14 protein-coding genes are annotated in these 14,029 nt (G+C 42.0%); 6 read left to right on the top strand and 8 right to left on the bottom strand.

Translation table 11 applies throughout. The annotated features are described in order from the left end of the window. Nucleotides 1–114 precede the first annotated feature (114 nt). Nucleotides 115–1,299 (top strand): LETM1-related biofilm-associated protein, encoded by a 1,185-nt coding sequence (locus AAAH86_RS02510; protein ID WP_343485922.1) that lies wholly within the window; start codon nt 115–117, stop codon nt 1,297–1,299. An 84-nt stretch (nt 1,300–1,383) separates the two neighbouring features. On the opposite strand, the gene AAAH86_RS02505 is transcribed toward AAAH86_RS02510, so the two are convergent. The 8 genes from AAAH86_RS02505 to AAAH86_RS02470 all read right to left on the bottom strand — a co-directional run bounded on the left by AAAH86_RS02505 (nt 1,384) and on the right by AAAH86_RS02470 (nt 9,751). After that, on the bottom strand, nt 1,384–2,139 hold the full coding sequence (locus tag AAAH86_RS02505) for a LytTR family DNA-binding domain-containing protein (protein ID WP_343485921.1): 756 nt from the start codon (nt 2,137–2,139) through the stop codon (nt 1,384–1,386). A gap of 498 nt (nt 2,140–2,637) precedes the next feature. Continuing rightward, on the bottom strand, nt 2,638–2,946 hold the full coding sequence (locus AAAH86_RS02500) for a 2TM domain-containing protein (RefSeq protein WP_343485920.1): 309 nt from the start codon (nt 2,944–2,946) through the stop codon (nt 2,638–2,640). Then, nucleotides 2,946–3,248: a 2TM domain-containing protein gene (locus AAAH86_RS02495; protein ID WP_343485919.1), complete on the bottom strand. Its 303-nt coding sequence runs from the start codon at nt 3,246–3,248 to the stop codon at nt 2,946–2,948. Before AAAH86_RS02495 ends, AAAH86_RS02500 begins: the two co-directional genes overlap by 1 nt. A 42-nt stretch (nt 3,249–3,290) precedes the next feature. After that, complete coding sequence (locus tag AAAH86_RS02490; RefSeq protein ID WP_343485918.1) at nt 3,291–3,572, bottom strand: 2TM domain-containing protein; 282 nt, start codon at nt 3,570–3,572, stop codon at nt 3,291–3,293. Nucleotides 3,573–3,843: 271 nt separating this feature from the next. Continuing rightward, nucleotides 3,844–5,166, bottom strand: a complete 1,323-nt coding sequence (locus tag AAAH86_RS02485) for a 2TM domain-containing protein (protein WP_343485917.1) — start codon at nt 5,164–5,166, stop codon at nt 3,844–3,846. A 3-nt stretch (nt 5,167–5,169) separates the two neighbouring features. Beyond that, nucleotides 5,170–5,802 (bottom strand): hypothetical protein, encoded by a 633-nt coding sequence (locus tag AAAH86_RS02480; protein WP_343485916.1) that lies wholly within the window; start codon nt 5,800–5,802, stop codon nt 5,170–5,172. Nucleotides 5,803–5,947: 145 nt separating this feature from the next. Beyond that, entirely contained in the window at nt 5,948–7,453 is a 1,506-nt protein-coding gene (locus AAAH86_RS02475; RefSeq protein ID WP_343485915.1) for a hypothetical protein, read from the bottom strand. Between the two features lie 138 nt (nt 7,454–7,591). After that, entirely contained in the window at nt 7,592–9,751 is a 2,160-nt protein-coding gene (locus AAAH86_RS02470) for a TonB-dependent receptor (protein WP_343485914.1), read from the bottom strand. Nucleotides 9,752–9,993: 242 nt separating this feature from the next. Here AAAH86_RS02470 and AAAH86_RS02465 point away from each other — a divergent pair, with 242 nt between their 5' ends. The 5 genes from AAAH86_RS02465 to AAAH86_RS02445 all read left to right on the top strand — a co-directional run bounded on the left by AAAH86_RS02465 (nt 9,994) and on the right by AAAH86_RS02445 (nt 13,943). Further along, complete coding sequence (locus AAAH86_RS02465) at nt 9,994–10,416, top strand: DoxX family protein (protein WP_343485913.1); 423 nt, start codon at nt 9,994–9,996, stop codon at nt 10,414–10,416. Between the two features lie 373 nt (nt 10,417–10,789). Next, nucleotides 10,790–11,557 carry a hypothetical protein gene (locus AAAH86_RS02460; protein WP_343485912.1) on the top strand — a complete coding sequence of 256 codons (768 nt, stop codon included), beginning with the start codon at nt 10,790–10,792 and terminating at the stop codon, nt 11,555–11,557. Nucleotides 11,558–11,621: 64 nt separating this feature from the next. Continuing rightward, nucleotides 11,622–12,218 (top strand): nuclear transport factor 2 family protein, encoded by a 597-nt coding sequence (locus tag AAAH86_RS02455; RefSeq protein ID WP_343485911.1) that lies wholly within the window; start codon nt 11,622–11,624, stop codon nt 12,216–12,218. 43 nt (nt 12,219–12,261) lie between these two features. Then, nucleotides 12,262–13,155 (top strand): nuclear transport factor 2 family protein, encoded by an 894-nt coding sequence (locus AAAH86_RS02450; RefSeq protein ID WP_343485910.1) that lies wholly within the window; start codon nt 12,262–12,264, stop codon nt 13,153–13,155. Nucleotides 13,156–13,178: 23 nt separating this feature from the next. Then, nucleotides 13,179–13,943 carry a hypothetical protein gene (locus AAAH86_RS02445; RefSeq protein ID WP_343485909.1) on the top strand — a complete coding sequence of 255 codons (765 nt, stop codon included), beginning with the start codon at nt 13,179–13,181 and terminating at the stop codon, nt 13,941–13,943. The last annotated feature ends 86 nt before the right edge of the window (nt 13,944–14,029 follow it).

Raw genomic sequence — 14,029 nt, 5'->3', positions numbered from 1 at the left:
GGAGTTTTTTGGCGTCGGGTTTGGTTTTTCATAAAAAAAGGAAACGATTTGTCTACCATCAGTACGAAAAGCCCTATATTTTCTTTTCTTTGACGTGGTTAACCGAATAGGCGCATGAACCCCTCATCAACAGGCTGGATCAAAAAGTTTGGGCATCTGCTCAAAAAAGAAACCCACGAATTCAAAGATTTTGATTCGTTGTACCGTCAGCTGCGTAAAAATGGGTTTGTGTATGGCATACATCTCTACCATGCAAAATTTATCAAAGTTGAGCATCGACTTTCTGAAGATGAAATCGCTAAAATCAACCTGCTCACGGCCTTGTACTTTGTGTTCAAATTTGAAAAGGGCGAAGCTGATTTTGATGCGTTTGTAAAGACTGTTTTTAAATATTACCGAGAGATGGATTTGGGCAATATGTCAATGTGGGACAAGATTTTTGTCGGTAGATCTACCAATGCCCAGCTGGAGAAGCTGATTGACTCAAGAATCTATCTTGATGACAATGTCTTCAGCCGCACCTTCGGAAATTCTCTGACCAACTCACTGCTTATCATCGATGCCCTGATTTTCAGGCATTATCTTTCGAAAGGGTTTTATGCGCTTGACCATGCCCGATTGCTGGAGTATTTGACCATCAACATTGCCTATCATGCGCTAAATTCAAAGGAAGCGAACAAAAATGATGAAAAACTGATTCAATTACTGTATGCTTCGCTCACGTATGTGGATTTTGAAAACGAGCAGTTTGATGGTTCGTACCGCGATTTGTTGAAGGATAATTTATCCACTTGGGAAAAGGATTACCTTTTGGATGTTGCCTGTCTCACTGTTTGGGAAGACAAATCATTGGATTATCTGGAATCTGAATTCATTTTCGGAATTGGAAAAGACTTGGGCAAAACCGAAAATGAAGTGACTGCAGCACTGGAATCCGTGAAACAGTTCTTTGAAAAAAACGCAAAAAAAATTCCCTATCTGAACGATAAGAATTTGGCTTCCCAATTCTATGATGGCATGTCAAAAAATGTCAGCAGGTTAATTTTGAGAAACAGTAAGCGGCTAAAAAAGGAGCTGGCAGAGAGCAAAGAGTTGATGGGCCTGTTGACAAAATCGACCACAAAAGAACTCACCAAAGAAGAAAAGAAAAAGATGCAGAACCAACTTTTAGACATCTTCAAGAGTATTCCTTCGTTGGCGATTTTTATGCTGCCGGGCGGGGCAATTCTTCTACCGATTTTCATTAAATTGATTCCGAAATTATTGCCCTCCGCTTTTGACGACAATCGGTTGGATTAAGTAGTTGATTTTAACAAAAAAAGGTGGTATAAGAAAAATTTATAGTTCTGTTTAAAAATCTGTCTTTCAAATTTTTAAACTTTTTTACTCCAACCATAACTTAAAGTCCTTCACCCGTTCCCTACTTACGATGATTTCTTGGTCATTAAAGCGGTTCAACTTGATTTTCAGCCTTGAATTCGTGTATGAAATGATGTCGTTGATGTGGTTGATGTTGACATAGAATTTTCGGCTCACCCTGAAGAACAATTGAGGCGAAAGTTCGCCTTCCAAATTTTCCAAGGTGGTATCCAACAGGTAACTCCTTCCATCGATTGTTGCTGCGTAAGTACCCTTGTTCTCACTGTAAAAACTTTCGACCTCATCAGCATTGATAATTTTGATGTGCTGCCCTACCCTTGCCGTGAATCTTTTCTTGTATTCCCGTTCAATGGGGTTGGACAATAATTTTTTGATATCCTCAAAATCGACCGAAATCTGCTCTTTTTCAGGTTTGAAGTCACGATACTTTTTAATGGCCTTTTCAAGGTCATCTTCATCAATCGGTTTCAAGAGGTAATCAATACTGTTGAGCTTGAACGCTTGCAGGGCATATTCGTCATAGGCCGTGGTAAAGATGATGGCGCTTTTAACCTCTATGGCATCAAAAATTTCAAATGAAAGTCCGTCTGAGAGTTGAATATCCAAAAAAATAAGGTCAGGATGTTCGTTGTTGTGAAACCATTCCAACGATTCGCCCACAGAGTGCAGCATGGTAGAGACATCGACATTCATTTCTTCCAAAAGGCGTTTCAGCCTTCGGGCCGCGGGTTTTTCATCTTCTATGATTATTGCTTTCATGTATTATAAGTTTTTAACTTACTGTATATAAGCTATTTAAAAATTTAAGAACCCATGCGACCACTCGTTGCACTCGTTCTCTCATGCCCCGATAGCTATCGGGGTTGTTTTAATCATTGCACTGTTTAAGTTTTGATTAAAAAAATTCATGTTCGTTTCATTTGTTGATTGTGTTTCTAAAGTTAGATTCGTCAGCGTCCATTATTTTCTTTATCTGCCTCGCTTCCCACTTTTTGATAAGGCTTTTGGGCTGAAGGCTGTAAATATAGAAGCCGTGTGTCAATAACACAGTGCCCCAAATTAACGGAGTTGATAGAATATTCCAATATACCCATTCTGTAAATTCTGGTTCAGCCCCAGAAAATATCCCAAGAAACCAGCCCTTTATACATAAAATAGCGGTGTTGATTACAATGTAGATAAAGACATGGCGGTAAAAGCCCTTGATTTTTTTGACTTTTTTCTTCGCTGTGCTATATGGACTTCTTTCTTGCACTATTATCGGTATTTATCAGCTTCACGTTCATCTTTCTCAATGTATTTCTGAATCTGGCGCTCTTCCCATTTCTTCCCAAAAAAAGGATTGAAATTGAACGCATTTGCTGCATGAAATGCAACACCAATGCCCCAGAAAAACAAAGTGAAAAAATGGCCCCATTGCCAAAAATCGTCACTGTGCCTATAAATATTGATCAATATAAAGGCGTTTACTATCAGGTACACCGCAAAATGAATATAAAATCCCTTGAGCTCGTTGACCCTTTTTTTTGCCCGCTTCAGTTTGTCTTGTTGTAAATTTTCCATCATCACTGCCATTTTTTTGTTTGTTCGTCTTCTTCCATAAACTCACGTATTTTACGCTCTTCCCATCCTTTTCCAAAGAAAGGGTTCAATCTAAAGGTGCCAATGGCATGAAAGAAAAGGCCGATGCCCCAGCCAAAGGCTGCCCACAAAAACCACATGTAGCTAAAGCCATTGGTCAGGTAATTGATCAGGGCCAATGCCGACATGACCAAAATGTACGACCATAGGTGCCCATAGAATTTTTTCAATTCGTCAACACGTTCTTTCGCCTTTATATATCTGCTCTCTTTATCCAATTTTTGCATGATTCTCGTTTTGGTTGATTTGTAATTAAAGATAAGAATTGATCAGTTGCTGTCGTTTTGCATGAACTCTTTGATTTTTCGTTCTTCCCAGTTTTTTCCGAGGATGGGATTATAGCCATAGGCATTCATTCCGTGGGCGAGCAAGCCAATGCCCCAGCCCAATGCAGGAAAGAGAAACCAAAGAAGTTCATTGCCCGTTTTAATATTGATGTAGGCCAAAACGGGGATAACAATGCAATACGCCAGCAAATTGCCATAAAACCCCTTGATGCATTCCATACGCTCTTTTGCTTTTTGGTATTTGTAAGAGTTGCTATTTTCCATGATTAAAATTTTGATTGTTTTAATTGCACTTCAAATATCGAAAGCCGTGGAGGGAATATGAAAAATGGATTACCGAACTGTTGTTTTATTGGGATGGAGTGTGTCAGGTGTCAGGTGTCAGGTGTCAGGTGTCAGGTGTTAGATGTTAGATGTTAGATGTTAGAGAAAGTAACTATTTTTTAGGGTTTGGGATTTGACGCTTGGGATTTGGAATTTTGTTAACTGACTACGACTAATTAGCCATCGACTATCGACCACTGACTACCAACCATTAAAAATCATCCTTCTCCATCAGCTCTTGAATCTTTCGTTCTTCCCAGCGTTTGCCCCATAATGGATTGTAGCCGTAGGCCTCCATACCGTGTGCAATGACCCCAAAGCCCCATCCGATGGTAGGAAACAGTACCCACAAAAAATCAGTTGTACGGTAATTGAGCCACCATAAAAACGGGATTACGATACAATACGTAATCAAGTTGCTATAGAAACCCTTAATGGCCTCTACTCTTTCTTTTGCCTTGATATAGCGCTTTTCAGCAATGAACGATTGCTGTGTCTCCATCACTGAAACCTGTTTTGTGAGCATGGGCAAGGTCACACTGAATTGGGTGTTGGTCTTTTTGATATGTACTTCTCGGTCGGTCAAAATACCATAGCGCTGTTTTATGTTCTGCAATCCTACGCCACTACTCTTCTTTACCACCTGTTTTTCTTGAAGGTTGTTGCTGACAACAAGCATATCGCCTTCTTCATGTACTTTTAGTCGCAACGGGCGTGAAGAGGAAACCACATTGTGTTTCACGGCATTTTCCAACAATAACTGCAATGAAAGGGGCACAATCTTCGCCTCGGGATTATCTGAGTTTTCTGGAATTTCAAAATCGATACTGTCTTCAAAGCGCATCTTTAGCAACTGTACGTACGTCTTGGCAAACTGCAGCTCTTCGTCAACCGTTACCAAATCTTTATTTTTTTGTTCCAACACATAGCGGTACACTTTAGAGAGTGACGTTGTGAACCGTTGGGCCTGTCGTGGATCCTCTTCAATAAGGCTCGTCAGCACATTCAGACTATTGAACAAAAAGTGGGGGTCCAACTGGTTTTTGAGGGCATCAAAACGGGCAGAGGCGGTGCCGGCAATAATTTTCTGCTCTTTGATTTCCCGCTTTTGCAATGCCCGATAAAAATAGAAGGCGTGGGTAAAAAGCAATGCAATTATCGTGATTACAATTGCAGTGATATAAGAACCAAAGTCTTCGTTTCTGAAGAATTCGATAAAAGAAACCCTATTGAAATAAAAATGAATCAGGTAGCGAAGCAATCCAAAAGTGAGAATGGTCAGTACAAAAGATCCAATTGCCCCAATGAACAATCGTTTTTTGGGGTCATTTTCCCAAGAATACCGCAGGTTCATCCCATCATAGAAGTATGAATTGACTAGTGTCAATCCGAAAGAAAAAATAAAGCTGATCGTGATTTGCTGTACAATGTTGTCGAACGAGTAGTCGCCATTGCCCCAGACGAAAATGCTGAGAATGGCAACTACAAACGTAATTACCATTGAAATCTTCAATACTTTTAGAAAGCTACGCATTTATTATCCTTTGCATTCTTTTGCCACCTGCTCTGCCCTATCTTTTCCCCATTGGGGATAAAAAGGGGTATCATTGCTAAAATTAGCAAAAAGTTCCACAGCCCTTTCCACATCTTTGCAATATGGGGCCGTGTCTTTACCAAAATAGCGGGCTGCGCCCATGTCCCATTCCGCTTTTGAGAACACCACCCTTGGGTTTTTTGGCGCCAGTTCCAATGCTTTATTGTACAACTGGGTGTTCTTGCCTGAGAGCGTCATGCCGTAGGTAGCGCCGTCAAAGGCTATCCAAGCGGTGTTGACCAAAGCCTCCATCACAAACAGCTCAGGATTGTCAGGCGAGATATTTTTGGCGATATCGACAAACTCTTTGGCTTTTTCCAGTTGTTGGGTCAATTTTGCCTGGTCTTGTTCACCAAAAGAAGCAGTTGTGTTGACCAACGCCACATAATAATAGGGAAGCCAATTGTCATCTTCAGCCATGGCAATACGCTCAAAAAGGTTGGAAGCCTCTGTTATCTTTTGTTGCCCCCACAGATCTAAGGCTTTTTGCATACCATTGGTATACTTGTCTTGTGCAGATAACGTATTGATTCCATAAAGAAGGATTACTAAAAAGAGTTTCAGAAGTGTTTTCATGACTGTTCGTTTTTTGATTTTGCTTTTCAAAAATGTGACAGAAATCTTTCTAGAAATAAAAAAACCTACCCAACTGTAATAATCGGAGACTGAACCGTATTTAGTACCTACACGGCCAAATCATAAAAAATCAATAGCGCAAAAATCAATTTTTGATTACACGGTAGGTAATTCTACGGTTGGTGATGATATGGCATTTTACAACAATGGTCGTTGTGGCAGTGATGCTCAGTGTTGGGTCACCTGGCATACCCCCGTATTCGACCACATATCCTTGTGGGGCATAGGCGCCACCGCCCCCAGCATTCGGAAGGTCGTTCCAAGAACCGGGCATCGTGGTCACCGAAGGGTCAGTAATATGGGCAAAGTTTTCCTCTCCTGGAGTTGTGGGACCATCAGGATAGTCATTGGGTTCGTTATTGTTCCAAAAGGCAAATGTCAGTTCGGTACCCCCTACGCCGCCACTCCAAAATTGGGTGCCTGCCTCAGGCCCCGTAACCCAACGCCATTCGCCCTCTACGGCATCATCGGTAGCTCCAATCCAGCCCACTCCCTGCGCCTGCGAACCTGAAAAATCAGCTTCTTCCTGAGTTGTCAAAGTGGCCAAATATCCTTGCAATCCAAAATAATTTCTGCCCGCAGCGGCCACTTGGGCATCGGTCCAAGTGATACCGGGATCAGAAACAAACTCATAGTAATGTTGCGTATTCGGTAAATAGTTGGCCTCGCCCACGGTGATTGAAAACTGCCGTGTACCCGTAACACTTGCATTGCTGCTGGAATATTCAGTGGCCAATATCGCTGCCTCGAACTCTGTATAGGTAGCGGGGCCTATAAGGCTGAGCTCACCCTGCGTTGCATCCCAAGATGAAGTTATATTCGGATGGGTGCCCGTCAATGTCAACAAATCTTCGCCGTTGACATAACCGCCAGATATTTGAATATAGACCGCAGATGTGGAGGTGTCGTCTGGGTCGGTAATACTGATATCTTCTACGATGGGTAGCGAAGAATTTGGACAATAGGCTTGGTACCCAGAGCCACTTACCACAGGTGGTTGGTTGGTTATGTTGGGTGTACCCGTTACCAAAACATTATCAATGGTATAGTTTTCGTTACCCGCGGTATTGTGAAAGGTTGCCCGTATTTCGAGGGTCGTGCCTGTTAGCCCCGAAATGGTATATGACGGATTTATGGGCTGTGAAGAGGATCCCGATCTGCTGAATACCTGAATCCACGACCCTCCATCCAATCGGTACTCCAATGCGAAATTGTCTTGGGCACCACCAGAATTTTCAAATTGGTTTGTATCGAAAGTGCCCGTATCAACACTGAAAGTAACATTGGTATAACCTGTAATTGCAATCGTATTTGTAGCCCAAATAAGCGGATTGGCCAGTGTGGATGACCCTGCACTTCTTGTGTTGACAGCAAGAATCAATCCGCCGTTGACGGCTGCACCTGTTTGCGAGTTCCAGGCAGCCGGTGAGGCCCCACTACCGTTGCCCGTTATCGTACCATTGGAGTATGATGAAAAATCCTCACTCCACAGAGTGGTTTGGGCATTAACAGCCCCTGCCAGCAAAAACAGCGCAGATGCGAAGATTGTCCTTAAAAGGTGCCCTTGAGTATGAAAAACGGAACTTTGCATTTTTAAAAAATAACCTGGGTAGGCTCACCACAAAATTATCGCCATCACCAACGATTGAAAATTATTGTTGTAAACATACACAATAATGGGCCAAAGCCTTGAAAACGTGTGGTTTGAACATATAGGAAAATAATATTTTTAAAGATTGTCCAATTGATTGCTCTTTTTATCGGTACTGATGGTCCAAAAGAACCCTACGAAAAAGAAAGTGTCAGCAGCTGGGCGAATGGTCTGCCGCTCAAAAAATCCGTTTGCATTAGGTGCATCCGCATATTGGTAGTTGTTGATGTTGTTGAATCCCAATAGATTGTTGACCGAGAAATATAAGATTTTTTGTTGGTCGATCAGATAGGCCCAGTTAAAGCTCAAATTGTTGAAAGATTTGGTCTTCTCGGCCATGAATTCAGGTGTATTGGGATTGTCATACGGTCTGCCCGAACCATAGTTATAAGAAAGACCCACTTGTGACCGCAGTTTGTCAACCCAATATTTCGTGACTACAGAGAAATTATGCTTTGGTGCAAAGTTGGGAGTTGCCCTTTCGGGGAAATTTCGAAAATCGCGTTCTGTATCCAAATAGCTGTAAGATATCCAATAATCCAAGTCTTTGATGCTTTTGTTATCCCTCCAAAAAATATCAAGGCCAGTGGCATAGCCGCTTCCCGTATTATCGTACGTGGAGTCAAATTGAGGTAATTCTGTGTTGAATTTAATGAGCCCATCATAGTCTTTGTAATATGCTTCGGCCCTAAAGGTCTTTCCATCACCCAAAAATTGATAGTTCAGAATGTAGTGTGATGTTTTCTCGTACTGTAAACTTTGATCATAGCGCAATACGTCTGTGCGCGGATTTTGATAAAAATCACCATAAGCTAAAGAAAACTGCCCTTTCTCACTGCTTTTATAAGCCAAAGAAATTCTGGGTGAAAGCGTAAAACTATCTAAAAGGGAACTGTATTCTGCCCTCGCTCCCAATTTCATCGCCAGTGCGTTGCTGAAAAAAATATCGCTCTCGACAAAACTTCCCCATAGGCTGTTATCAAAACCTGTACTAAATTCAAATCCATCAGGAGCCCTGAATTGCTCTTCATAATCCGTTAAGAACAGCTCACCCCCCAAACTGACATTGAACCTGCTACTAAAGGTCTTTTTTATCTTGGCCTTGAGGTGTGACGCGGTTTCCTTGGTGCTGATATCATCATCCAATAGGCCAATATCATTGGTATCCCAAGAAATGCTTGCCCCCGTGGTCAATGTCCATTCTTTCTCAAAGAAATGTTTGTACGATGAATTGAAATAAAGATTTTGGTTGGTCAATTGAAAACGCACAAACTCCTCAAAATTGATGTTCTCTTGTTCGATATCCAAATCGGCATTATTGAAAGAGGTATACAACTTAAACATGCTATTCTCACCCTTACATCTAAAGACAGCTTCACCAGCAATAGACTCGTAAGGGCTATTCCAACGGACGCCCTGATCTGAAGGTATCAATGCCTCATAGGGGGCCAAGTTGATGTATTGGGTGTTCAAGCTCAATGATTGGTCGCTCCAGATCTCGGTATGCCCTACTCCGCCACCAACTGACATGACCGAAATATCCGTCTTTTCCTGATCGGGTACATCAGTGGTGTTCAGCAAGAGCACACTTGATAATGCTTGACCGTATTCTGCGGAATACCCCCCTGTGCTAAAAGTAATACCCTTGAACAAAAACGGAGAGAAACGCCCCCGTGTGGGAATATTATTGGCCGTGGCATTAAAAGGCTGAAAAACACGAAGGCCATCAATAAAAACCTGGGTTTCGCCTGCGTCACCGCCACGAACGAACAACCGTCCATCTTCATTGACAGTGGTCGTACCGGGAAGCGTCTGTAAAGCGGCCACAAAATCTCCGGCTGCTCCAGCAGTGGTGACAATATCCAAAGGTTTTAAGACCGATACTTTAGAATTATCGCCTGCCTCAAAGGTACCTGCACTCAGTGTGACCCCTGTAAGTTGGTTGATTGCTTCGACCAATTGAATCTGCAAGTCTTTGAAATAAGATACATCCCCCATCTCATAATGTGGCTCGTAGGAAAGCATTGAGATGACCAAGGTCTGGGTTCCTGTCTCTGAAGTTTCAAAACTGAAGGCGCCACTTTCGCCGGTAGAGGCACCATCATAAGTGCCGTCTAGATACACATTGACGCCTGAGATAGGTTTGCCAGATGTATCGGTAACGGTACCGCTAACAATCGTTTGGGCCGATGAAACCCAAGTGATGAACAAAAAAATGGTTGGTAAAAGGTTTTTCATGACTGTTCGCTTGCCCTGAATTTTTACGCTGAGCTTGTCGCAGTGCATTTCAGGATGTTCTGATTATTGATGCCCAAAAATCATATCATCAGACCAAAGGCAGTAAAAAGAATGACCCAACTGTCATATTCATGATATGAACCGTGAAAACAATCAACTGCCTTTTTTGAACATAAAATCTTTTTTTCTTTTATATATCCTTAAAAATGAGTACCTTAAACATGTTATAGATTTCTTTGGCAGTGGGAAAAATCAAACAATGGAACAAATGGGCCAACGCCCATACGTACTACCCATTAGATCTTTTACGGGTTGCATTGGGTGTATTTCTTTTTATGAAAGGAGTGGATTTTATGTCTGATTCTGAGCAGATGGCTTTAGTGATGGGGCCGTTGGAAAAGATTCCCGGCAGCATGATTTTTCTGCATTATGTGGCACCTGCCCATTTTGTTGGTGGTTTTTTGATTACAATCGGCTTACTTACCCGATGGGCCGTCGCAGCCCAAATACCGATTCTCATAGGAGCAATACTAATCAATTTTTTGGGCGAGATGAATGTCGCCAATCTTATTACGGCCACTATCACCTTAATGGTGTGCTGCTTCTTCTTTGTGTATGGCTCGGGCAAACACTCGGCCGATTATTACCTGAAAATGCAACAATGACCCTCAACGTGGTTTATGACCCGTTTTGATTGAGAATCATACTTCTTCCTTTCAATCATGTGCTTTGAATGTCAGAAAACTTTACAGATGATTCACAGTTTTGTAGGTAAATACCCCTGATTCATGGTTTTTTATCAACTTTTAGTATTTATTCCGTGCTTTAATCCATTCAAAGTCAGTTTTTTTAGTACATTATGAATCGAAAATTTAACATTTGTTCCCTCACTAAGTTTTCTAACGTCCCCTTTCGAAATTCAGACTCATTACTGGTCTCTATGTAAGATGATCCAATGAAGTAAGCTGACCAAGCGACCATTACATTGTATACCACTATTGTGCTTACATAATTTTTCAACCAATTAATACAAACACTATGAGAACATTAAAGGTAAAACTGTTTATGGCTTTACTTGCCATGACTGTTTATGGCTTGTATGCCCAAGAGAAAACCACCCAAGCTTTTTGGGTACATGAAGATGTCGTAAAACCATCGATGGTCAATGATTATGAAGCCATCTGTAAAGAATTGACCGACAATATGAAAAAGCACAATATTCAAGAAATCAATGTGATGGTTTCAAACACGCTTGACGACCGGTATATGTGGATAAGTCCGATTTCGAGCATGGCAGACATCGAAAAGCCTGTTTTTGCGACCTTGGCTGAAAAAATGGGGGGTACTGCTATGACTGACCTTTTCAATAAAATGGACAAATGCTATGACATTGAACAAAACTATGTGCTAAATCTGAATGAAGAGCTTTCATACATGCCGGAAGGAATGACCTTGACCCCTGAAGGACAACCCTATCGTAAATTCCATTATTTTCACTACTCCCCTGGAAATCGTGCTGCAGTCAAAAAAAATGTGCAGGCAATAAAGAATATGTTCGCGAGCAAGGGTTCTAAATTACATTACAGGGTATACCAAAGTGGTTTTGGCACCCGCGGTGAATTCTATCTGGTTGCCGTCGCGGCCAAAGATGCGGCTGATTATGCGGCCAAGGTTTCAGAAAACAACGCTATGCTCGGTGATGAATGGGCCGAGCTATACAATGAATTCAGGGGCAGCTTGACCAAATACGAGCAATTTGAAGGCCAAATGCGCCCCGACATGGCCTATTCACCCTCTAGTATGTAAACTTATGGTGCCCCAACAAAATTTGTTGGGGTTTTCTTTTATATCAACCTAAAATCAACAAACAATGAAAAAATTAGTTTTACCAAGCCTAATGGTGCTGGCCTTATTGGCATTTGTATGCTGCAAACAAACAACCGCTGACTCCGACTCTTCCGATAGGGATGAAATCATGGAAACTGAAATGGAATCTTCTTCCGATTACGCGGATTTTGACAAAAAAGTGGCCACCATCCGCGCTTTTTTTCAAGCACACTCTGATGAGAATTTGGATGCCCAGGCAGCGATGTTGGCTGATTCACTCAAATTCAGTCCACCTTATTATAATGGCAATGAATGGATGGGCAAAGATGAGTTCTTGGCAATCGTCAAAGGCTATCATGAAAACTTTGAAAATATTCAATACCATGAGGGGGTTGTAACGGCTGACCAAGGTACGGTAGGAGGCTTTTATTCTGGTTCCGTTTATCCGAAAGAAACAGCTGAAACAAAAGCCGATGTTATCCGTACCTACGGCACGTGGACCGCCACCCACACAGAAAGTGGCCAAGAGATAGGAGTCAAGTTCTTCAATCTCAGCACTTTTAATGAAGAAGGTAAGATTGCCACCTTTTCCGATTACTTTGATTTGAGCGGCTTGGCACCAAAAGAAACAGAGAATTAAAAAAAGCCTAATAAAAATTACAAACAGCTAAAATCAACAAACAATGAAAAAAATAACGCATTTAGGAATGGCACTATTACTGTTTCTGTCCTGCAATCAGAGCCCTGAACGCTATACGCAGAACTCTCCTGAAATAGATACTGTCAAAAAATTGATTGCGAACTACAACGCAAAAAATTTCGATACAAGTCTCTATGCCGATTCTTCGCAGACGCGGTATAACACCAAAGACAACCTGATGTCGCCTAGTGAGACCATGGAGTATCACAAGCAAAACGATGCCAATTATTCCCAAAGAAGCTTTTTGGACGAAGACCAAGAATTTGAAATGGTAATTACCGATGATGGTGAAACCTGGGTCAACTGTTGGTTGGATTGGAAAGGCACCGTAGGGGCCAGTGGTAAAGAAATCCTTATCCCCATACACTTGACCTATCGGTTTGTAGATGGTAAGATTGTTCGCGAGGTAGGCATGTGGGATCCCACGGAAGTGGTAATGGAACTACAGTCCATAGAAGCTATGAACAACCTTTCTCCCGAAGAGAACAAGGGCATTGTCAATGCCATGTACCAATCATTTGCCAAAGGAGATATACCTGCTGTGCTTGAAAAATTGGATGCCAGGGTCGTATGGAATGAGGCCGAAGGAAATCCCTACGCTGACCATAACCCCTACGTTGGGCCTGATGCCGTATTGAACGGGGTTTTTGCACGATTGGGCAACGACCATGAGTATTTTAAACTGGCGAAGATCAAATTGCATGATGTGGATGATGATAAAGTATTGGCTACGCTACGCTACAATGCCAAAAGGAAGGATAACGGGGCAATGGTTGATGCGCAGGCCGCCCATCTATGGACAATCAAGAACGGCAAAGCGGTGGCATTTCAACAATATGCCGATACCAAACAACTTCATGAAACCACAAATAAATAATTAACAACTAAAATCAACAAACAATGAAAAAAGTACTGATTACACTATTACTGATTCCTTTTTTGATGTCGGCTCAAGAAAGCCAACCCGAACCCGTTTTTATGAACGTAATGATTACACCGAACCCGGCAAAAATCACCGAGTTTGAAACTGGCCTTGCCGCCCACAACAAAAAGTACCATGCCGAAGGGGCCAATGCCGTCAGGGTGTATTGGATTGCCAGCGGTGAAAACTCAGGCAAATACATTTGGAGCATGGGACCCACGGGATGGGCCGCTTTTGATGAATCTACAAACCCAAGCGGAGACCATGCAAAAGATTGGAATACCAATGTGGCACCATTCGCAGAAGCCGAGATGGAAACCACTTTTTGGGAGGGCGATGCCGCACATTCCAATTTCACGAAAGACTTTGAGTTAAAAAATCTCGCGGTATTTTATCTTGACATGAAGCGTTTTCAACAGCAAAAATTTATAGGTGTCTTAGATAAGGTGAACAAAGTCTTCAAAACAAAAGATGCCGATGAGCAATGGGGGGTTTACTGGAACAAATTGAACAACAACAATGGCCAAGACATGGTGTGGATCAATTTCTTTGACAGTATGGCATGGATGGGCGAAGAAGATAAATTTCCCCAATGGTTCGAAGAAGTATATGGCGAGGGTACTTTTATGGATTTCTTAAAAGAGTTTGAAGCATCAACAAATGGTGATTGGCAAGAGCTTTGGGCATATAGGGGTGACCTCAGCGGACTTTCAGGTCAAGTACAGATCACCTCTGGTCAATAACAACCTATCTTACTATTTGAAAGGCCCCCCAGAGGGGCCTTTTTTGTTGTCTGAACTGAAGTATTTCCTATCTTACATACCGTGCA

This window comes from Allomuricauda sp. d1, assembly GCF_039592695.1.
Classification (GTDB): Bacteria; Bacteroidota; Bacteroidia; order Flavobacteriales; family Flavobacteriaceae; genus Flagellimonas_A.
Note: the sequence above shows the minus strand (reverse complement) of the source record. Positions and strands in the feature narration are given on the sequence as shown.

What these genes read in the sequence shown, in the direction of transcription:
- AAAH86_RS02510 (WP_343485922.1), top strand. Translation starts at nt 115, where the DNA reads ATGAACCCCTCATCAACAGGCTGGATCAAAAAGTTTGGGCATCTGCTC.
- AAAH86_RS02505 (WP_343485921.1), bottom strand. Translation starts at nt 2,139, where the DNA reads ATGAAAGCAATAATCATAGAAGATGAAAAACCCGCGGCCCGAAGGCTG.
- AAAH86_RS02500 (WP_343485920.1), bottom strand. Translation starts at nt 2,946, where the DNA reads ATGATGGAAAATTTACAACAAGACAAACTGAAGCGGGCAAAAAAAAGG.
- AAAH86_RS02495 (WP_343485919.1), bottom strand. Translation starts at nt 3,248, where the DNA reads ATGCAAAAATTGGATAAAGAGAGCAGATATATAAAGGCGAAAGAACGT.
- AAAH86_RS02490 (WP_343485918.1), bottom strand. Translation starts at nt 3,572, where the DNA reads ATGGAAAATAGCAACTCTTACAAATACCAAAAAGCAAAAGAGCGTATG.
- AAAH86_RS02485 (WP_343485917.1), bottom strand. Translation starts at nt 5,166, where the DNA reads ATGCGTAGCTTTCTAAAAGTATTGAAGATTTCAATGGTAATTACGTTT.
- AAAH86_RS02480 (WP_343485916.1), bottom strand. Translation starts at nt 5,802, where the DNA reads ATGAAAACACTTCTGAAACTCTTTTTAGTAATCCTTCTTTATGGAATC.
- AAAH86_RS02475 (WP_343485915.1), bottom strand. Translation starts at nt 7,453, where the DNA reads ATGCAAAGTTCCGTTTTTCATACTCAAGGGCACCTTTTAAGGACAATC.
- AAAH86_RS02470 (WP_343485914.1), bottom strand. Translation starts at nt 9,751, where the DNA reads ATGAAAAACCTTTTACCAACCATTTTTTTGTTCATCACTTGGGTTTCA.
- AAAH86_RS02460 (WP_343485912.1), top strand. Translation starts at nt 10,790, where the DNA reads ATGAGAACATTAAAGGTAAAACTGTTTATGGCTTTACTTGCCATGACT.
- AAAH86_RS02455 (WP_343485911.1), top strand. Translation starts at nt 11,622, where the DNA reads ATGAAAAAATTAGTTTTACCAAGCCTAATGGTGCTGGCCTTATTGGCA.
- AAAH86_RS02450 (WP_343485910.1), top strand. Translation starts at nt 12,262, where the DNA reads ATGAAAAAAATAACGCATTTAGGAATGGCACTATTACTGTTTCTGTCC.
- AAAH86_RS02445 (WP_343485909.1), top strand. Translation starts at nt 13,179, where the DNA reads ATGAAAAAAGTACTGATTACACTATTACTGATTCCTTTTTTGATGTCG.